Below are 19,435 nucleotides of genomic sequence, written 5' to 3' on the forward strand. Positions count from 1 at the left end.
CCGCCGGGCCAGTCCTCGAAATCGAAGTCAAAGCGAACCGTGTAATAGCCCTGCTGCGTCAGATAAGCGTATGGATACCGGCTTGGCGAGGTAATGCGCGCACTCAGCGTGCCCTGGATCTTCGGCCAGTTGGCCTCGTCCAGCGGCAGCCGGAACCGTCGATCCGACGGGATCGATTTGAAGGTATTCCGATACGCCGCATCGCGCGCGCCGGTGTGGATCACCTCGGTGATGACCTGCCCATTCGGCGCATCCGCCAGCGCAAGATCCATCCGCAGGATTCGYGCCGGACGCAGTTCCAGCACATTGCTCTCGCCYTCRTAGACCACCTGGGAAGCCAYMGCCGCCTCATGCCGAAGCTGGGCTTCCCATTTGGCGCCTTCGAAATCCAGGTGATGGGTGCCGAAGACATACGGCTGGCCGTAGGTGGTCTTGTCTTTGCGCGCAACATTGGCTTCGCCCTTCAAGGGCTCCCACGCCAGATCGGGGTTGTAGTCCGCCACAAGAAACGATGCGGGGACGGTTTTCGCAATAGTACGAAGGCCGATGACCGCTTCGACACCAGCCTCCAATCCCGCCGTCTCGCGATACGGCACCCGCAATTCAGGCTTGTAAAGGTAATGGTCRATGTCATCGCCAAACACCACCATCTCGCCGAACTTGCCGGGAAGRAAATAGGAATACARCCCCTCCTGCTCCATCAGCAGRCGGATGGTTTCCCAATCGGACATCTGATACTGGAAGCGGAACGCGTGCTGGGGATATTGGCGTCGAAGCCTGAAGGAAAACTGATGCCCGACCAGTTCATGCCGCCGCAGAATCGCCTCGATAATCTCYGGCGCGGTCTGGTGCTGGTAGATGCGGGTGGASCGCGTAAGCCGAAGCCGGGCGACGAGCGGTTCCACGATGAACTCGTAGCCGTGGAAGTCCCGCGTCTGCTGCGTCTCGGTGAAACGCATGATGCAACCGGCGAAGGTCCGCGGCGCTGACCCGTCCCCAGGGTCSATGATAAAGCTGGCCGSCTTGCCGAGATAATCGGCACGATCCAGTTCGGCAGGGTGCGTGAGTTGAACCGTGACGGCATAGGGTTCGCCTAGCCGCTCCACAGCCTCGAACGACACCACCGACAATGCCCCGGCGCTGGCCGCGCCGGGAACCTTAAGGAAGTACTTGCGCATGCGGCATACTAAAAGCGACGAATTAACCTCTACAATCGTAATTCCCTGAAACTGCTGGATGCGGGTTCAAAACGCCGCGCGATAGATCCCCAGCGCGTCCGCCTCGCTCACTTCGCGCGGATTATTGACCAGCAGGCGGGTCTGGAGCATGGCGTCGCTGGCCAGACGGTTCAGGTCGCCTTCCTTCACGCCGACTTCGCGCAGCGTGCGCGGGATGCCGGTGGCCAGCACCAGTCCTTCGATATGGGCGATCAGCGCGGCGGTCTTGGTTTCGCAGCTGCCGGTCGTGCCGGGCAGCACCACGTCGGTCAGTTCCGCGTAGCGCTTGCTGGCGGCGTCGGCATTGAACTTCATCACGTGCGGCAGCACGAGSGCGTTCGAGAGGCCGTGCGGCACATGGAAAATGCCGCCGATTGGGTAGGCCAGCGCGTGCACGGCGGCCACCGGCGAGTTGGCGAAGGCCTGGCCGGCGAACATCGCGCCGAGCAGCATCGCCTCCCGGGCATTGCGATCGTTGCCGTTGTCGCAGGCCAGCATCAGGTTGCGCGAGAGCAGRTCCAGCGCGCGGATGGCCAGCATGTCCGAGACCGGATTCTTGAGGTGGGCGCTGGTGTAGGCCTCGATGGCATGCACCATGGCGTCGATGCCGGTGGCGGCCGTGGCCGCGCGGGGCAGGCCGAGCGTCAGTTCGGCGTCGAGGATCGCGAGGTCGGCGAACAGCTGCGGCGCCACCACGCCCATCTTGGTGGTTTCGCCGGTCGTGACGATCGACACCGCCGTCACTTCGGAACCGGTGCCGGCCGTGGTCGGCATCTGCACCAGCGGCAGCCGGGCGCCGGTGACCTTCTTCACGCCGTACATGTCCTTGAGCGCCTGCGTGGCGGGCAGGAGGACGGCGATCAGCTTGGCCACATCCATCGACGACCCGCCGCCCAGCCCCAGCACCACCTCGGCATCGGCCTGGCGCGCGCGCTCGGTGGCGTCCAGCACGATGTGCTCGGGCGGATCGGCAATGACATCGTCGATCACGGTCACCTSCCAGTCATGCTTGGCGAGGTCTTCCAGCGCCGGCGCGAGCAGGCCGCTCTTGGCCAGGAAGCCGTCGGTCACCACGCACAGGCGCCTGGCCTGCGGGAACGACTCGCGCAGCAGGGCGCCCAGCCGGCGCGCGGCGCCGAATTCGRCGATGACCGTCGGCACGGTCTGGAAGCGGAACGGGTTCATGTTGTCTCCGGGAGTTCGGGGCAGGCGGGGCGATCGGGGTCGCCCTTGCTCAGCAATGGGTGCCATAAGGCGGATCGGCACAGTATGCACCGGCCCGCCCGCCTGCATCACATCTGCAGGCAGAGGTACTTGATCTCGAGATATTCGTCGATGCCGTGGCGCGACCCTTCGCGGCCCACGCCMGACTGCTTGATGCCGCCGAACGGCGCCACCTCGTTCGAGATCAGGCCGGTGTTCAGGCCGACCATGCCGTACTCGAGCGCTTCGGCGGTGCGCCAGGCCCGCGCGATATCGCGCGTATACAAATAGGCGGCCAGCCCGTATTCGGTGGCGTTGGCGGCAGTTACTGCCTCGGCGTCGGACTTGAAGCGGAACAGCGGCGCCACCGGCCCGAAGATCTCCTCGCGGGCCATGCGCATGTCGGCGGTGGCGTCGGCGATGACGGTGGGGGTGTAGAACGTGCCGCCCAGCTTGTGCGCGGCGCCGCCGGTCAGCACGCGGCCGCCCTTGGCGCGGGCGTCGTCCACCAGGGACGCCACCTTGTCCAGCGCGGCGTCCTCGATCAGCGGGCCGATCGTCACGCCGTCTTCCAGCCCGTTGCCCACGCGCAGTTGGCCGGTGCGCTCGGCCAGCTTCGTGGCGAAGGCGTCGTAGATGCCGTCCTGCACGTAGAAGCGGTTGGCGCAGACACAGGTCTGCCCGCCGTTGCGGTACTTGGCGGCGAGGGCGCCTTCCACGGCGGCGTCCACGTCGGCATCGTCAAAGACGATGAACGGCGCGTTGCCGCCCAACTCCAGCGAGAGGCGCTTCACGGTGGGCGCCGACTGCGCCATCAGGATGCGACCGACCTCGGTCGACCCCGTRAACGACAGCTTGCGCACGATGGGGCTGCCCGTCAGCACGGCGCCGATGGTCTTGGCATCGCCGGTCACCACCTGAAGCACRCCGGCGGGAATGCCGGCCCGGTGCGCCAGTTCGGCCAGCGCGAAGGCGGACAGCGGGGTCAGCTCGGCCGGTTTGATGACGATGGCGCACCCGGCCGCCAGGGCAGGGCCTGCCTTGCGGGTGATCATCGCTGCCGGGAAATTCCACGGCGTGATGGCGGCGCAGACGCCCACGGGCTGGCGCAGCGTGACCAGGCGCTTGTCKGCGGCCGGCGTGGCCAGCACTTCGCCGTCCACGCGCTTGGCTTCCTCGGCAAACCATTCGATAAAGCTGGCCGCGTACGCGATCTCGCCGCGCGCCTCGGCTAGTGGCTTGCCCTGCTCGCGCGTCATCAGGTAGGCCAGATCGTCCGTATTGGCGATCATCAGGTCGAACCAGCGGCGCAGCAGGTTGGCGCGTTCCTTGCCGGTCTTGGCGGCCCAGGCGCGCTGCGCTACCTCGGCGGCGGCGACGGCGCGCTCGGTCTCGGCCGCGCCCAGGTCGGCCACCTTGGCGATCACCTCCCCGGTGGCCGGGTCCGTGACGTCGAACGTGGCGCCGGAGTCGGCGCCAATCCATTGGCCATCCACATAGGCCAGCTGTTTCAGAAGCGAGGGATCCTTGAGTTGCATGGCGGCTTTCCTGAGCGGGTTGATTCATATCGTTCAATAGATGGAACGATATTCGGTATGTCGAACGTGAGCGTATGATACGCCCATGCACGGCAGACTGCCAACCGCCCGGAAGCGTTCCGCGCAGCCGGTACAATCCGCCCAACTCTTCCGTATTGCCCAATGCCCAAGTCCGCCTACAACGCTCCCGCCGATGATGCCGCGCCGTCGCTGAAGTCCACGTCGCCGGCGGTGGTGCGCGCGGTACATGTCATGGATGCCGTGGCCGCCGCCCCGGAACCGCTGACGCTGGCCGACCTGACCCGGCTGACCGGCGCGCCCAAGAGTTCCCTCCACGGCATGTGCGACACCCTCGTGCAGCTGCAACTGCTCAAGCGCCTGCCCAACGGGGCGATGGCGGTGGGCCCGCACGTGATGGCCTGGGCCAACGCCTTCCTGTCGCAGACGCAGATGACGAGCGAGTTCCGCGCGCTCTGGGAGCAGACCGATGCCTTCCACGACGCCACGGTCACCTTGTCGATGCTCGATGGTGCGGAGGTGGTCTACCTGGCCTGCCAGAACGGCGACCGCCCGCTCGGCGTCACGTTCCGCATCGGCATGCGCCTGCCGGCGCCCTACACGGCCACGGGCAAGGCGATGCTGAGCACCCTGCTGCCGGCCGAGGTGCGCGACCTGTTCGCGCCGGGCATGCCGCCGCCGCTCACGCGGGCCAGCGTGGCCGATGTGGATGGTTTGCAGGCCGAACTGGCCCAGGTGCGGGAGGTGGGATATTCGACCGACAACGGCCAGATGCGCGAGGGCATGACGTGCTTCGGCGCCCCGGTGTTCGACGCGGCCGCCCCGTGCGCAGCGGGCGCCATCGCGGTCAGCTACCTGACCAACGAGATCGATGCGGCCACCGGCGACCGCATCGGCCAGCAGGTACGGGCGCTGGCGGACCAACTGTCGGCAAGGCTTGGCGCCCGGCGGTAACGTCCGCCATCGGGGAAGCCATCACGCGGTCAGGCCATGCTCGACCGCAAACACCGCCACCTGTACGCGGCTGGCCAGATTCAGCTTCTTGAGGATGTTCTGCACGTGGATCTTGACCGTGCTCTCGGCCACACCGAGGTCGCGCGCGATCTGCTTGTTGCTCTCGCCCCGGGTCAGCCCGCGTACGATCTCGCGCTCCCGCACGGTTAGCCGCGCGCCGTCCTCGGCACTCGGAGAAGGCGGTGCGGAAGGCTGCGCCGGCGCGCGGAACTGCGCCACGAGCTTGGCCGTCATGCCATCCGAGATCACCGGCTCGCCGGATGCGGCGCGGCGGATGGCCGAAGCCAGGAAATCCGCCTCGATATTCTTTAGCAAATAGCCCCGGGCGCCGCCGCGCAGCGCGCTGGCCAGTTCCTCGGCTTCCTCGGAGACGGTGAGGATCAGCACCGCCGTGTCCGGCAGGTCCTGCGCCAGCAGGGCCAGCGTCTCCAGCCCGGACAGCCCGGGCATGTTCAGGTCCAGCAGGACCACGTCGGGGCGATGCTGCTTGGCGCGCTTGAGCCCCTCCACGCCATCGGCCGCCTCGTCCACGACGGCAAAATCGGGCTGGCGCTGTAACAGCGCGCGAATGCCTGAACGGAACAGCGTGTGATCGTCGATCAGCAGGATGCGGATGGTCATGGCTGGAGACTCGCTTCGTTGATTTCGTTGGGCGCTGTGGCTTCGTTGGCTTCGCCGGCCACATGGGCGCCGGGCACGCGCAGGGCCACGCGGGTGCCGCGCCCGGGCGCGGAATCGATCGACAACTGCGCGTTGAGCCGCGCGGCGCGCTCGCGCATGATGTGCAGACCCACCTGCATCTCGCAGCGCGTGGCGAGCCCGGCGGCATCGAAGCCCTCGCCATCGTCCTGCACCACCAGTTCGAGGTCGCGCCCGCCTTGCAGCCGCACCAGCACGTGGCCGGCCTGCGCGTGCTTGCGCACGTTGGAGAGCGCCTCCTGTAGCACGAACAGCACCTGCAACTGGGCATCGGGCGGCAGCGGCCGGGCGTTGTCGTAGCCCTCCACCTCCAGCCGCACCTCGGTGGCGCACTGCCGCCGGAAGCGCGCCACGGTGTCTTCTGCCGCTTGCCGCAACTCGCCCTGCGTGAGCCGGGTGCGGAAGTTCAGCAGCAACTCGCGCACATCCTGGTAGCTTTCGTCCACCCCGCAACGGAGCATCGGCACGATCGCCGCCACATCGGCCAGCGCCCCGCGCGAGACGGCATCTTCCAGCAGTTGGGCTTGCAGGTTCAGGTAGTTCAGRCCYTGGGCGATGCTGTCGTGCAAGCCCTGCGCCACGAGGTTGCGCTCCTGCACCACGGCCARCTGGCGCGCGGTGGCGGACAGSCGCTGGTGTTCGAGCGCCACGCCCARGTGCTGCGCCAGCGTCTCCAGCAGTTGCCGGTCGGATGCATTGAGCACCCGTGGCGAGCGGAAGTGGAGCGAAAACATGCCGATCACCCCGCGCGGCGTGTCGATGCGGAACGCCGCGAAGCCGCCGAAGCCGCAGGCCATCGGCGGCGAGGGCAGTGCGTGGGTTGCAGACGGCCAGGCGACCACGCGCTGCCGCGTGGCCGCGCCGCAGTGGCAGGCATCGGCCGCCATGCGCTGTTCCTGCTCGACCAGCGTGGCGGGCAGCCCTTCGGAAACCACCATGTGGAGGTTCTCCGGCACTGCATCGAGCATGCGCACGCTGCCGCCATCGGCGTCCAGGCGCCGCATGATCCGGGTCAGGAAGCCCCGGCACAGCGCCTCGGCCTCGTTCGGCTGGTTCAGGTAGGCGGCGATGTCGTAGAGCGTCTCGAGGTCGCGGTTGCGCCTGGCCAGTTCGGCGGTCTTCTGGGCCACGCGGGCTTCGAGCCCCCGATAGAGTTCCTGGAGTTCGGCCGCCATCCGATTGAAACCGGTGCTCAATGTGCCGAATTCGTCACGGCTGGTGACCGGCAGGCGCAGCGAGAATTCGCGGGCCGCCATGCGGCGCAGGCCATCCTGCAGCGTCAGCACGGGCAGGATGATCCAGAGATAGAGCAGGTAGATGACCGCGACGGTGCCCATGCAGGCAATGGCGGCCAGTGCGGCCTGGGACATGCGCAGCAGGTCCGTCTTGCGCGCGTTGTCGGCCTCGATCATGCGCACCAGATGGTCTGCCTGCGCGACGAAATCCGACAGCGCGGCCACATAGGTGAGCGATGTGCCGTCGGGCGCGTTCAAGTCCTGCTCCGCCAGCGGCTTCATCCGGTCGTCCCATGCCCGTGCCACGCGGTCGAGCTGGTCGTGGATGGCCGGCACGGCGGGCAGGAACAGCGGTCGTGTGGCGTCGCCCCGGCGCAGTTGCGCCAGCGTCTCGTCCAGCTGGGCGATCCGTGGCACAAGAGCGTGGGGTTGATGGGCGCGRGCGCGGGTCAGTTCGATCGCCACCGCGTTGGCGCGCATCCGCACGCTGCCAGCGTCGTTGATCGCCGCGCCGGCGCCTTCGAGGTTCCAGGAGAGCCACAATGTGCCGCCGATCATCGTCAGGACAACCAGCAGCGAGATCAGGGACAGCGAGATGATGCGGGTGGAGAGGCGGTGGCGCAGCCCCGGCAGCCCGACCGCCGAGGTGGCATGGGGGTCCGCGTGCGCATCGAACGCGGTGTCAGGAAAGGGGGCTGGCATGTTGTGGGGGCGAGGGCAGGGCGTGGGGACAGCTGCCATTCTGGTACCGGCGATTGCGCCGTTTCCTGCGCTGGATCAAATCGCCGACGGATGGGACGGGAACTTACGCGGGATTCGCATTCCGGCAACAGCCCAATCAGGCCGGCGCGACCCCCGCCGGCTTTTCGCCCGACATCAGGTAGTGGATCAGGTCCGCCACGGGGCGGATGGCGTCGCCAAACGGCAGCGTGCCCTTACCCCGGAAGAACAGGCCGCGCTCCACGTCGCCCTTGAGCGCCTGCGAGAGCTTGCGGTCGATGCAGAACTGGCCGATGCGCGCCACGCCGTCGCGCAGGCCGCACGATTGCAGGCAGTCGAAGCCCTCCAGGCACTCGCGCACCTTGGYGCGCGCCTGGAGCGCCGACTCCCGGGAGAGATAGCGCTTGAGCCACGGCGTCAGCACCGCGCGCGCCGGCAGTCCCGCCACGCTCGTGAATTCGCCGATCTGTTCCTGCGGCGCGGAAGCCAGCACCTGTTTGAAAGCCAGATGCGCATCGCATTCCTCGGTCACGGCAAAGGCGGTGCCGACCTGCACGCCGGCCGCGCCCTGCGCCAGCCAGTGATGCAGCTTGCCGTGGTGGCCCAACCCGCCGGCCAGGATCAGCGGCACGGACTCCCAGGCCAGCCCCAGGCTGGCGAACAGCGTGCGGCATTCGTCCAGCACGCGCGCGAACGAGAACCGCTCATCGCCAATGTCCTCCATGCGCGAGGCGCCGAGGTGCCCGCCGGCATGCGCGGGATGTTCGATCACGATGGCATCGGGCAGCCGTCCCTTCTTCATCCACTTGCGCAGCACGAGGCTGACGCCACGGGCGTCGGACAGGATCGGGATCAAGGCCACCTTCGGGTGATTGGCGGTCAGTTCGGGGAGGTCGAGCGGCAGGCCGGCGCCCATGACGATGGCATCCGCGCCGCTATCGCACGCCTGCCGGACCAGCGCCGCGTGGGCGCCAACGGCCTTCATCACGTTGACGGCGACCATCCCTTGCCCGCCCGCCAAGTCCTTCGCCGCGCGCACCTCGCGGTCCAGCGCCACGAGGTTGGCGTGTTCGATGGCCGCCTTGTCGCGTTTGGCCGTGGCGGCCATCAGGTCGGGGTGATGATGGCGCAGGTCGATGCTGGCGATGGTGCCCATGGCGTTGTGGCGGGCCACCGTGCCGGCCAGCCGATGCGCGGAGATGCCCACGCCCATGCCGCCCTGCACGATAGGAAGCAGCTTGCGGCCGGCCAGGTTGAGCCATCGATGTGTCATGAGGAAATCCGAAGTCAGGAGGGGCAAAAAACGGCCCAGCGTCTCACGCGCATCGGGGTGGCAGTTTGCGCCAGATCAAATTGCGGGGGATCGGCGGCCCGTTCCGAGGACCTAGTTCGGCGGAACGAGACGGGTAGAACACAGCCGGGGTTTGCGCGGGGTCAAAGGTTCCCTCGATGGGCATGACTAGCATCCTTGATCGATCGCTACCCCATGCGCCGCACCGCGCATTTTCGCCATGGATGCCTCCCCGCCCGACGTGCATGATGTGCCCGATGCGCCAACACCCCCAACCGAGCCATCGCGCCGCCAGCCCCGCCGGCCCCAACTGGTGGCACCCGCCGGCTCGCTCGCGGCCCTGCGCATGGCGCTGCAGCACGGCGCGGACGCCATCTACCTCGGGTTGCGCGATGCCACCAACGCGCGCAACTTCGGCGGCCTGAATTTCTCCGAGGACGACATCCGCACCGGCGTGGCCGAAGCCCGCGCGCGCGGCGCCGAAGTGCTGTTCGCCATCAACACGTTTGCGCAGATGGGGCAGGTAGACCGCTGGCACCGCGCCGTGGACGCCGCCGCCGCGCTGGGCGCCGACGCGGTGATCATGGCCGATCCCGGCCTGATGGCCTACGCGGCGGASAAACACCCCGACCTGCGCCTGCACCTGTCCGTGCAGGGCTCGGCCACCCATGCCGATGCCATCGCGCTGATGCGCGAGCGCTTCGGCATCCGGCGCGTGGTGCTGCCGCGCGTGCTGACGCTGGCGCAGATCGCCAAGCTGGCCAGGCAGACCGATGTGGAACTTGAGGTCTTCGGCTTTGGCAGCCTGTGCGTGATGGCCGAGGGCCGCTGCCTGCTGTCCTCGTACGCGACCGGCGATTCGCCGAACAACCGTGGCGTCTGCTCGCCGGCCCACGCCGTGCGCTGGGACGAGGCGGACGGCACCATGCACGCGCGGCTSTCCGGCATCCTGATCGACAGCTACGCGCCCGGCGAGCCGGCCGGTTACCCCACGTTGTGCAAGGGCCGTTTCACCGTGGAGGGCGAGCACGGCTACGTGCTGGAGGAGCCCACCAGCCTCAACGCGCTGTCGCTGCTGCCGGCGCTGATCGACATCGGCATCGCCGCCATCAAGATCGAGGGCCGCCAGCGCAGCCCGCGCTACGTGGGCGATGTGGTGGGCGTGCTGCGCGCCGCCATCGACGACGCCTGGCGCGACCCCCGGCGCTTCGTGCCGCGCCAGGAATGGCAGGCTACATTGGGGCGCCATGCCGAGGGCGACCAGGTGACCCAGGGCGCCTATGACCGTCCGTGGCGCTGAAACCGTCCGCACCCCACCCACCATGACCACATCCACTTCCCCCTATTCCTTGACCATCGCGCTCGGCCCGCTGCTCTACTACTGGCCCCGCGCGGACGTGCTGCGCTTCTATGCCGATGTGGCAGACGCCCCCGTGGAGCGCGTCTATCTTGGCGAAGCCGTCTGCACACGCCGCCACGAATTGCGCCATGCCGACTGGCTGGACGTGGCGCGGATGCTGCGCGATGCCGGCAAGGAGGTGGTGCTGTCCACCCCGGTGCTGGTCGAATCGGACAGCGACATCGCGGCCATGCGCCGCGTCTGCGAGCAGGACGAGTTCCTCGTGGAGGCCAACGATCTTGGCGCGGTGCGCGCGCGGCGCGGGCGGCCGTTCGTCGCCGGGCCGCATCTGAACGTCTATCACGCCGATACGGCGACGTGGCTGGGCTCGCTGGGCGCGCGCGGGGTCGTGGCGCCGGTCGAGATGGACCACGCGGCGCTGGCCGCGCTGGCGGCGGCGCGGCCAGCCGGCATGCAGATCGAAGCGATGATCTGGGGCCGCATGCCGCTGGCGATCTCCGCGCGTTGCTTCACGGCCCGGCATCACCGCCTGCGCAAGGATGCCTGCGAGTTCCGTTGCCTCGACTACCCGGACGGGCTGGTCGCCCGCACGGGCGAAGGGCAGCCGTTCTTCGCCCTGAACGGCATCCAGACTCAGTCCGCAAGCTGCCTGGACCTGTGCGCGCACCTGCCGGAGATTCAGGCGATGGGCGTGGATGTGGTCCGCGTCAGCCCGCACGCCGTGGGCACGCTGGACGTCATAGCGCTGCTAGACGCCGTGCGTCATGGCCGCACCGGCGCCGCGCCCAGCGGCATCGTGCCCGCCGGCGCCTCGGCGAGCAACGGCTACTGGACCGGCCAGCCCGGCATTGCCTGGATAGCCGGCGCGCCCGCATGACTGCCCCAAGACCATCGATGAATTCTTCTTCCCTGATTGCCCGCATCCATCGCCGCCTGCCCGCCCCTGCGCAGGCCCTGCCGTTCGTGATGGCGCTGGAGTCCGCGCGCCGCGCCGGCTGGTTGCAGCCACCGTCCGCGCTGGACGGTCATGCCTTCCTGCTCGTGGTGGAAGACCTCGGGCTGGACCTGCGTTTCCGCTGTGCAGGGGGCGTGTTCCGGATGGGGCCGTTCGATCCTGAACCCGCCCCGGCGCTGACGCTGCGCGCCCGCGCCGCCGATTACCTGCAACTGCTCGCCGGCCATGCCGATACCGACACGCTGTTCTTCCAGCGCCGGCTCTCGATTTGCGGGGACACCGCGCTGGGGTTGGAGGTCAAGTACTGGCTCGACGCCACGCCGCGTCCGGCCTGGGTCGAGCCCTGGGTGGCGCGGCTAGCGGTGCTGTTTCCCGAAGTCCGTGCCGCGTGAGAGCGACGGGCTGGCCCGTCAGGCCTCGGGCGCCAGATCGCCGTAGCGCACGCCGCGTGGCTTGAAGCAGCAACGGGCGCGGAGCACGGCACCGGGGAGGTTGGCGAGCGCGGGCATCGCCGTGAAGCCATCGAGCGTCGCCTGGAGGTCTGCCGCGCTGCGCGCCCGCACCACCGCGAACAGGTTGAAGGGCCATGCCGCACCTCGGCGCGCGCGCCGGTAGCAGAGTGCCACCGCGGGCAGGCGGGCCAGCCGCTTGCCCAGCACATCCACACGTGCGTCGGGCGCATTCCATACGCACATCGCGTTATGCACGAAGCCGAGTTGGCCCGGCTGGAGAATGGCGCCGAAGCGGCGGATCACGCCGGCCTCGCGCCAATGCGCCAGCCGGCGCCAGAGTTCGTGTAGCCCGATGCCCGTGCCACGCGCCATGGCGTGGTAGGGCTCGGGCGTCAGCGGCAGGCCGTCTTCCAGCGCTGCCACCAGCCGCCAGTCGGCATCGGTCATCAGGGGCCGCAGTGGCACCCCGGCATCGACGTGGTATTCACATTCCAGTGGCAGTGCGAGCGGCGTCTGGTGGACATCCGCGCCAATGCCGTCGAGTACGGTCGCCAGGTGGTCGGCATCGCGCGCACCGGCCACGAACCAGAGGTTGTAGCGGTGGCCGGTTCTGCAGTAGTGATGGCCGATAGCCGGGTCGGCGTTGAGTCGCCGCGCCACGCTCTCCAGCCGCGCCGCCGGCACGGACAGCGCCGCGAGCGTGGTGGCGCCGATGGCGTTCGGCGCGAAGCGGGCGCCGACATGGCTGATGCGGCCGCTGCCAACGTCGCGCGCCAGCAGCGACAGCAGGCCATGCTCGGACAGGCCGAGCGCCCGGGCCAGGCACCGGTAGGGCCGTGGCTCCAGCGGGAAATCTTGCCGAAGGCGTTGGTAGAGTGCAGTCTCGTCGATCATGGCGATATCCGGAGCAGCGGGCAGGATTGCGTGCCCGCCATGATGAGCCGGATACCCGGCCGCCCCGTTGACCCCCATCAAGCGCGGATCAGCGCCCCCGCACGAGCTGCCAGGCCCGTCCGAGGTAGGTGACCGAGGCGAAGCCGCTCCACACATGCACCAGCCGCGTGAACGGGAAGATCGCGAACAGCGAGATACCGAGGAACAGATGCACGCGGAACAGCAGCGGGGCATCGGCGATGAAATCGGGCGCATCGGCGCGCAGCGTGACGATGTGCTGGGCCCAGGTCATCAGCTGCACCATCATGTGACCGTCCATATGGCCGGCGGACACGAAGATGGTCGAGAGCCCGGCCAGCAAGGTCGCCAGCAGCCAGAGCAGCAGCACCTTGTCGCCGGTACGCGTGACCGCGGCAACCCGGGCGTTGGTGAAGCGCCGATGCAACAGGATCAGCAGGCCGATCAGGCAGATCGTGCCCATGACTCCGCCGGCGCCCATCGCCACGGCCTGCTTGAGCGTGTGGGAGACACCGAGCGCGTCCCACACGGCCACGGGTGTGAGCAGGCCCGCCAGATGGCCGAAGAACAGCCCGAGGATGCCAACGTGGAACAGGATGCTGCCCAGCCGCAGGTTGCCGCGATAGAGCAGTTGGGAGCTGTCGGCCTTCCAGCCGTACTGCTCGCGCTCGAAGCGCGCCAGGCTGCCGAACAGGAGCAGGGCGGCGGCGATATACGGGTAGATGCCGAAGAGGAACTGGTGGGCGAATGACATGGTGGTCGCCTGCGTCGTCAGGGAGGTCATTGGGGGGAGGGGGCGCGCCGGTCGTGGAAGCGCACCACTTGTTCAGCCGGYATGGCCGCCGCCAGCAACGGCTCCACGCCATCCGTGCCGGGGCCGAACAGTTCCAGCGCTTCGTCCATGTCGCGCACGGGCGGGTCGGTCCGGGCCTCGGGCTGCACGCTGGTCATTGAGCGCAGCACCGTGAACACGGTCGCGTACGGGCTGTCGTGGCGCGCCAGCCGGTCGCCGATGGCCGCCAGCACGTGGATGGCCTCGCCCAGCAACTGCTCGGCGCGCTGCGCCTGCCCGTCATCGGCCAGCGCGCCGAGGAACTCCAGGAACAGCGGCACGTAGTCGGGCAACTCGTTCGCCACSGGCTCGAAGCCGGCGCGCCGGTATTCGTCGATCAGATCGACCATGGCTTGCCCCCGGTCGCGGGACTCGCCGTGGACGTGCTCGAACAGGTGCAGCGAATGCGCGGGMKTGCGGTCGAAGGTGGCCACRTACTGCTCCTGCAGCGCGATCAGYGGGCTSTCGCGCAGCGGGCCGGTCAGCGGGGCCAGCCCCGCGCGGGCGGCGGGCCAGSCGTCGAGCGCCTGTTCGATCTCGGGCATGGCCGCCTGCAGCGGCGCTTCGGGGTAGCCCAGCAAGGCGCTGAGCACGGGATAGAGGGTCATGATGGCTCCGGTATCAGCAGGTGTCAGCAGGTTTCGGTCGGCTTCTTGCGCGACTTGGGCATGTCCGCGAAGACCACGCTGCCCTGCGGCTTTTTGCCGAACAGCGAGCCCTCGGACGTACCGCCCGAGCAGCCGTTGCCAAACGTGAAGCCGCAGCTGCCTTTCTCGTTGAAGCTGTCCTCGACCATTTCCTTGTGTGACGATGGAATCACAAAACGATCCTCGTAATTGGCGATGGCCAGCAGGCGGTACATGTCCTCCACCTGCACCGGGGTCAGCCCCACCTGCCGCAGCACGGCGAGGTCCGCCTCGCCATCCACGACTTCCGAGCGCTTGAACGCCCGCATGGCCAGCAKGCGCTGCAGGGCGGTCAGCACTGGCGCCACGTCGCCGGCGGTCAGCAGGTTGGCGAGGTACTTGAGCGGAATGCGCAGGCTCTGCACGTCCGGGATCATCCCGTTCATGCCCATGAAGCCGCTTTCCGCCGCCGACTGGATCGGCGAGAGCGGCGGCACGTACCAGACCATCGGCAGCGTCCGGTATTCGGGATGCAGCGGGAAGGCGATCTTCCATTCGCAGGCCATGCGGTAGACCGGCGACTTGCGCGCGGCATCGAGCCAGCTCTGCGGAATGCCCTGGCGCAGCGCCTCGGCCTGCACGGTGGGGTCGTTCGGGTCGAGGAAGACGTCGAGCTGGGACTGGTACAGGTCGCGCTCGTCCTCCACGCCGGCGGCGCTGGCGATCCGATCCGCGTCGTACAGCATCACGCCGAGGTAGCGGATGCGACCGACGCAGGTCTCGGAGCAGACGGTCGGCTGGCCGCCCTCGATGCGTGGGAAGCAGAAGGTGCACTTCTCCGCCTTGCCGCTCTGCCAGTTGAAATAGATCTTCTTGTATGGACAACCAGAGATGCACATCCGCCAGCCACGGCACTTGTCCTGGTCGACCAGCACGATGCCGTCGTCCTCGCGCTTGTAGACCGAGCCGCTCGGGCAGGACGCCACGCAGGCCGGGTTCAGGCAGTGCTCGCACAGACGGGGCAGGTACATCATGAAGGTGTTCTCGAAGGTCGAGTACATCTCCTTCTGCACGTTCTCGAAGAGCTGGTCGCGGCTGCGCGAGGCGAACTCGCCGCCGAGGTCATCCTCCCAGTTCGGCCCCCATTCGATCTTCTCCATCTTCTTGCCCGTCAGCACGGACACCGGCCGGGCGGTAGGCGGCGTCGGCATCAGCGGCGCCTTCTGGAGGTGCTCGTAGTCGTAGGTGAACGGCTCGTAGTAGTCGTCGATCTGCGGCAGGTTCGGGTTGGCGAACAGGTTCGACAGAATGCGCGCGCGGCCGCCCTGGCGTGGCGTGAGCGAGCCGTCGGGCTGGCGCTGCCAGCCGCCGTTCCACTTGCGCTGGTTTTCCCATTCCTTGGGGTAGCCGATGCCTGGCTTGGTCTCGACGTTGTTGAACCAGGCGTACTCCACGCCGTCGCGGCTGGTCCAGACGTTCTTGCAGGTCACTGAGCAGGTATGGCAGCCGATGCACTTGTCGAGGTTCAGCACCATGGCCACCTGGGCGCGGATCTTCATCGCGGGGCTCCTTCTTCTTGTGCGGACTGGGGCAGTGGGGTATCCATCCAGTCCACCTTGTTCATCTTGCGCAGGATCACGAATTCATCGCGATTGCTGCCGACCGTGCCGTAGTAGTTGAAGCCGTAGGCCAGTTGCGCGTAGCCGCCGATCATGTGGGTCGGCTTGGTGACCGCCCGCGTGACCGAGTTGTGGATGCCGCCGCGCATGCCGCTCATCTCGGCGCCTGGCACGTTCACGATCTTTTCCTGCGCGTGATACATCAGGCACATGCCTTGCGGCACACGCTGGGACACCACCACCCGGGCGGTCAGCGTGCCGTTGACGTTGAAGACCTCCACCCAGTCGTTGTCCCGGATGCCGTTGGCGCGCGCCTCGGCCTCCGAGATCCACACGTGCGGCCCCCCGCGCGAGAGCGTGAGCATGCGCAGGTTGTCCGAGTAGGTGGAGTGGATGCCCCACTTCTGGTGCGGGGTGATCCAGTTCAGCACCAGCTCCGGGTTGCCGTTGGGCTTGCGGCCCAGCATCGGCGCCACCGTGCGGGTGTCGATGGCCGGCTTGTAGACGCAGGCGCCCTCGCCGAAGTCGAGCATCCACCGGTGGTCCTGATAGAACTGCTGGCGCCCGGTCAGCGTGCGCCAGGGAATCAGCTCGTGGACATTGGTGTAGCCGGCGTTGTAGCTGACTTCCTCGGATTCCAGCCCGGACCACGTCGGCGCGGAGATGATCTTGCGCGGCTGGGCCTGTACGTCCCGGAAGCGGATCTTGTCGTGCTCCCGACCCAGTGCCAGGTGGGCGTGCGGGCGGCCCGTGATCTTGGACAGCGCCTCCCACGCCTTCACCGCCACGTGGCCGTTGGTCTCGGGCGCGAAGGTCAGGATCATCTCGGCGGCGTCGATGGCCGTCTCCAGCCGGGGCCGACCGTAGCTGACGCCGGGCGCGGTCACGGTCTGGGTCAGGTGGCCCAGTTCGGCCACCTCGTGCCTGGTATCCCAGCCGATGCCCTTGCCGCCGTTCCCGAGCTTGTCCAGCAGCGGGCCCACGGAGGTGAACTTCTTGTAGAGATCCGCGTAGTTGCGCTCCACCACGGTCATCGACGGCGCGGTCTTGCCGGGGATCAAATCGCACTCGCCGTGCTTCCAGTCGCGCGGCTCGAAGGGCTGGCCCAGCTCGCCCGGCGTGTCGTGCAGCAGCGGCGTGCAGACCAGATCCTTGCGCGTGCCCAGGTACGGGCCGCCAATCTCGCTGAACTTCTCGGCGATGGCCTTGTAGATCTCCCAGTCGGTCTTGCTCTCCCACAGCGGCTGCACGGCCTCGGAGAGCGGGTGGATGAACGGGTGCATGTCCGACGTGTTCAGGTCGTCCTTCTCGTACCAGGTGGCCGTGGGCAGGACGATGTCGCCGTAGAGGCAGGTCGTGCTCATGCGGAAGTCGAGCACCGTCAGCAGGTCCAGCTTGCCCTCGGCGGCCGGGCGGACGTTGACCTCGCTCGGGCGGATGGCGTCGCGCTCGTCGCTGAACACGGCGTTCTGCGTGCCGAGCAGGTACTTGAGGAAGTACTCGTGGCCCTTGCCCGAACTCCCCAGGATGTTGGAGCGCCACACGAACATGTTGCGCGGGAAGTTGGCCGGGTTGTCGGGGTCGTCGCAGGCGAATTGCAGGGCGCCGGACCTGAGCTGGTCGACGGTATAGGCTACCGGGTCCTGCCCGGCGCGCTCGGCGGCGTCCACCACATCGAGCGGATTGGCGCCCAATTGCGGCGCGGACGGCAGCCAGCCCATGCGTTCCGACTTGGCGTTGAGGTCCAGCAGCGACAGCCCGGCGTAGCGCGCCTTGTCCGCCGTGGGCGCGAGGATCTCGTCCACGGCGAGCTTCTCGTGGCGCCACTGGCTGGTGTGGTTGTAGAAGAACGAGGTGCCGTTCATCTGGCGCGGCGGGCGCGACCAGTCCAGCCCGAAGGCCAGCGGCGCCCAGCCGAACTGGGGCCGCAGCTTCTCCTGCCCCACGTAGTGCGCCCAGCCGCCGCCGCTCTTGCCGATGCAGCCGCACATCATCAACAGGTTGATGATGCCGCGATAGATCATGTCGTTGTGGTACCAGTGATTCAGCGCGGCGCCGACGATGACCATGCTCTTGCCCTGCGTGCGGTGGGCGTTCTCGGCGAACTCGCGCGCCACCTGCGTCACCAGGCGGGCCGGCACGGTCGTGTGCTTCTCCTGCCAGGCGGGGGTGTAGGGCACGTCGTCATCGAAGGAGGTCGCCACGTTCGGCCCGCCCAGGCCCTGGTCCACGCCATAGTTGGCCAGCTGCAGGTCGTAGACCGTGGCGACCAGCGCCGTGCTGCCATCGGCCAGCGTCAGGCGGCGCACCGGCACGCGGCGGCGCAGCAGCGCGTCATGCTCGCCGCCGAAGTAGGGGAAGCCGACTTCCGCCACGGTGTCTTCATGGCCGAGCAGCGACAGGCGCGGATCGATCGTCTTGCCGTCCTGGCTGTCGCGCAGCTCCAGATTCCAGCGGCCGGCCGTGTCGTCGCCGGGCGTCCAGCGGAAGCCGATCGAGCCGTTCGGGGCAGTCACCTCCCCGCTGGCATCGTCGATCAGCAGCGTCTTCCACTCCGCATGCCGGGGCTCGCCGAGACTGCCGTCGAGATGGGAGGCGCGCAGGAAGTGATCGGGCACCAGCGTGCCGTCCTGCTCGCGCAGCCGCACCAGCATCGGCATGTCGGTGTACTGCTTCAGGTAGTCGCGGAAGTAGGCGGACTTGCCGCCCACGTGGAATTCCTTGAGTACGACGTGGCCCATGGCCATGGCCAGCGCGGCGTCGGTGCCCTGCTTGGGGGCGAGCCAGATGTCGCCGAACTTGACCATCTCGCCGTAGTCGGACGAGACCGCCACGGTCTTGGTGCCCTTATAGCGCACCTCGGTGTAGAAGTGGGCGTCCGGCGTGCGCGTCTGCGGCACGTTGGAGCCCCAGACCATCAGGTAGGTGGCGTTGTACCAGTCGGCGGACTCGGGCACGTCGGTCTGCTCGCCCCAGGTCTGCGGGCTGGCCGGCGGGAGGTCGCAGTACCAGTCGTAGAAGGACAGGCAGGCGCCGCCGAGCAGGCTCAGGTAGCGCGCGCCGGCCGCGTAGGACACCATCGACATGGCCGGGATGGGCGAGAAGCCGATCACGCGGTCCGGGCCGTACTGCTTGACCGTGAACGCGTTGGCGGCGGCGATGATCTCGGTGGCCGTGGCCCAGTCGGCCCGGACAAAGCCGCCCAGCCCGCGCACGCTCTTGTAGCGGGCGGCGCGTTCGGGGTCCTGGCTGATCCAGGCCCAGGCGGCGATCGGGTCCATGGTCTGGCGCGCCTCGCGCCACATGGCCATCAGCCGGCCGCGGATCATCGGGTACTTCACGCGCTGGGCGGAGTAGACGTACCAGCTGTACGAGGCGCCGCGCGGGCAGCCGCGTGGCTCATGGTTGGGCAGGTCCGGGCGCGTGCGTGGGTAGTCGGTCTGCTGGGTTTCCCAGGTAATCAGGCCGTTCTTGACGTAGACCTTCCACGAGCAGGAGCCCGTGCAGTTGACGCCGTGGGTGGACCGCACCACCTTGTCGTGCTGCCAGCGGGTGCGGTAGCCGTCTTCCCACTTGCGGTCTTCGTTGACCACGGCGCCGTGGCCGTCGGCATAGGTGGACGTGACGCGCGACAGGAACTTCAGTCGATCGAGGAAATGACTCATGGTTTGGCTCCAGCAGGGACACTTGCAGCTTACGGAGCGCGTGCCGCGCAGGCCATTCGCTGGTGGAGCAGGGGAGACG

The 19,435-nt window shown here is 68.1% G+C and carries 15 protein-coding genes; 4 read left to right on the top strand and 11 right to left on the bottom strand.

Annotation, left to right across the window (positions count from 1 at the left end; translation table 11 throughout):
* From AB4Z27_RS25780 to AB4Z27_RS25790, 3 genes are all read right to left on the bottom strand, one after another.
* Positions 1–1,178: type VI secretion system Vgr family protein (locus AB4Z27_RS25780; protein WP_441645580.1), on the bottom strand; the 1,178-nt coding region annotated here is incomplete at its 3' end.
* Between the two features lie 66 nt (positions 1,179–1,244).
* The gene (locus AB4Z27_RS25785) at positions 1,245–2,402 is read right to left on the bottom strand and encodes an iron-containing alcohol dehydrogenase (RefSeq protein ID WP_441645581.1); all 1,158 of its coding nucleotides are present in this window, start codon (positions 2,400–2,402) and stop codon (positions 1,245–1,247) included.
* A gap of 107 nt (positions 2,403–2,509) precedes the next feature.
* Entirely contained in the window at positions 2,510–3,958 is a 1,449-nt protein-coding gene (locus AB4Z27_RS25790) for an NAD-dependent succinate-semialdehyde dehydrogenase (protein WP_441645582.1), read from the bottom strand.
* Between the two features lie 162 nt (positions 3,959–4,120).
* Here AB4Z27_RS25790 and AB4Z27_RS25795 point away from each other — a divergent pair, with 162 nt between their 5' ends.
* A complete protein-coding gene (locus AB4Z27_RS25795; RefSeq protein ID WP_092296894.1) occupies positions 4,121–4,930 on the top strand; it encodes an IclR family transcriptional regulator in 810 nt (269 codons plus the stop codon).
* 21 nt (positions 4,931–4,951) lie between these two features.
* Here the strand turns inward: AB4Z27_RS25795 and AB4Z27_RS25800 are convergent, their stop codons facing one another.
* From AB4Z27_RS25800 to AB4Z27_RS25810, 3 genes are all read right to left on the bottom strand, one after another.
* The gene (locus AB4Z27_RS25800) at positions 4,952–5,611 is read right to left on the bottom strand and encodes a response regulator (RefSeq protein ID WP_441592852.1); all 660 of its coding nucleotides are present in this window, start codon (positions 5,609–5,611) and stop codon (positions 4,952–4,954) included.
* The gene (locus AB4Z27_RS25805) at positions 5,608–7,626 is read right to left on the bottom strand and encodes a type IV pili methyl-accepting chemotaxis transducer N-terminal domain-containing protein (protein WP_441592853.1); all 2,019 of its coding nucleotides are present in this window, start codon (positions 7,624–7,626) and stop codon (positions 5,608–5,610) included. Before AB4Z27_RS25805 ends, AB4Z27_RS25800 begins: the two co-directional genes overlap by 4 nt.
* A 136-nt stretch (positions 7,627–7,762) precedes the next feature.
* Positions 7,763–8,917 (bottom strand): NAD(P)H-dependent flavin oxidoreductase, encoded by a 1,155-nt coding sequence (locus tag AB4Z27_RS25810; protein WP_441645583.1) that lies wholly within the window; start codon positions 8,915–8,917, stop codon positions 7,763–7,765.
* 238 nt (positions 8,918–9,155) lie between these two features.
* Between AB4Z27_RS25810 and ubiU the strand changes: the two genes are divergently transcribed.
* From ubiU to ubiT, 3 genes are read left to right on the top strand one after another with little or no spacing between them, the layout of a single operon-like run.
* Positions 9,156–10,235, top strand: a complete 1,080-nt coding sequence (gene ubiU / locus AB4Z27_RS25815) for a ubiquinone anaerobic biosynthesis protein UbiU (RefSeq protein ID WP_441645584.1) — start codon at positions 9,156–9,158, stop codon at positions 10,233–10,235.
* Between the two features lie 22 nt (positions 10,236–10,257).
* A complete protein-coding gene (locus AB4Z27_RS25820; RefSeq protein WP_092296912.1) occupies positions 10,258–11,172 on the top strand; it encodes a U32 family peptidase in 915 nt (304 codons plus the stop codon).
* A gap of 17 nt (positions 11,173–11,189) precedes the next feature.
* Entirely contained in the window at positions 11,190–11,642 is a 453-nt protein-coding gene (ubiT, locus tag AB4Z27_RS25825) for a ubiquinone anaerobic biosynthesis accessory factor UbiT (protein WP_092296916.1), read from the top strand.
* 18 nt (positions 11,643–11,660) lie between these two features.
* Here the strand turns inward: ubiT and ahbB are convergent, their stop codons facing one another.
* The 5 genes from ahbB to AB4Z27_RS25850 form a co-directional block, all read right to left on the bottom strand.
* The gene (ahbB, locus tag AB4Z27_RS25830; RefSeq protein WP_092296919.1) at positions 11,661–12,596 is read right to left on the bottom strand and encodes a siroheme decarboxylase subunit beta; all 936 of its coding nucleotides are present in this window, start codon (positions 12,594–12,596) and stop codon (positions 11,661–11,663) included.
* Positions 12,597–12,684: 88 nt separating this feature from the next.
* Positions 12,685–13,368: a respiratory nitrate reductase subunit gamma gene (narI, locus tag AB4Z27_RS25835; RefSeq protein WP_441592855.1), complete on the bottom strand. Its 684-nt coding sequence runs from the start codon at positions 13,366–13,368 to the stop codon at positions 12,685–12,687.
* Between the two features lie 26 nt (positions 13,369–13,394).
* The gene (gene narJ / locus AB4Z27_RS25840; protein ID WP_441645585.1) at positions 13,395–14,054 is read right to left on the bottom strand and encodes a nitrate reductase molybdenum cofactor assembly chaperone; all 660 of its coding nucleotides are present in this window, start codon (positions 14,052–14,054) and stop codon (positions 13,395–13,397) included.
* A 23-nt stretch (positions 14,055–14,077) separates the two neighbouring features.
* Positions 14,078–15,631: a nitrate reductase subunit beta gene (narH, locus tag AB4Z27_RS25845; RefSeq protein WP_441645586.1), complete on the bottom strand. Its 1,554-nt coding sequence runs from the start codon at positions 15,629–15,631 to the stop codon at positions 14,078–14,080.
* On the bottom strand, positions 15,628–19,356 hold the full coding sequence (locus AB4Z27_RS25850; RefSeq protein ID WP_441645587.1) for a nitrate reductase subunit alpha: 3,729 nt from the start codon (positions 19,354–19,356) through the stop codon (positions 15,628–15,630). The genes narH and AB4Z27_RS25850 overlap by 4 nt, the downstream gene beginning before the upstream one ends.
* Between the last annotated feature and the right edge of the window lie 79 nt (positions 19,357–19,435).

This window comes from Cupriavidus sp. KB_39 (assembly GCF_052114485.1).
GTDB lineage: Bacteria > Pseudomonadota > Gammaproteobacteria > Burkholderiales > Burkholderiaceae > Cupriavidus.

Excerpts from the sequence above, each read along its gene's own strand:
- ahbB (WP_092296919.1), bottom strand. The coding sequence starts at position 12,596 with ATGATCGACGAGACTGCACTCTACCAACGCCTTCGGCAAGATTTCCCG.
- AB4Z27_RS25820 (WP_092296912.1), top strand. The coding sequence starts at position 10,258 with ATGACCACATCCACTTCCCCCTATTCCTTGACCATCGCGCTCGGCCCG.
- AB4Z27_RS25795 (WP_092296894.1), top strand. The coding sequence starts at position 4,121 with ATGCCCAAGTCCGCCTACAACGCTCCCGCCGATGATGCCGCGCCGTCG.
- ubiT (WP_092296916.1), top strand. The coding sequence starts at position 11,190 with ATGAATTCTTCTTCCCTGATTGCCCGCATCCATCGCCGCCTGCCCGCC.
- narI (WP_441592855.1), bottom strand. The coding sequence starts at position 13,368 with ATGTCATTCGCCCACCAGTTCCTCTTCGGCATCTACCCGTATATCGCC.
- AB4Z27_RS25850 (WP_441645587.1), bottom strand. The coding sequence starts at position 19,356 with ATGAGTCATTTCCTCGATCGACTGAAGTTCCTGTCGCGCGTCACGTCC.
- AB4Z27_RS25800 (WP_441592852.1), bottom strand. The coding sequence starts at position 5,611 with ATGACCATCCGCATCCTGCTGATCGACGATCACACGCTGTTCCGTTCA.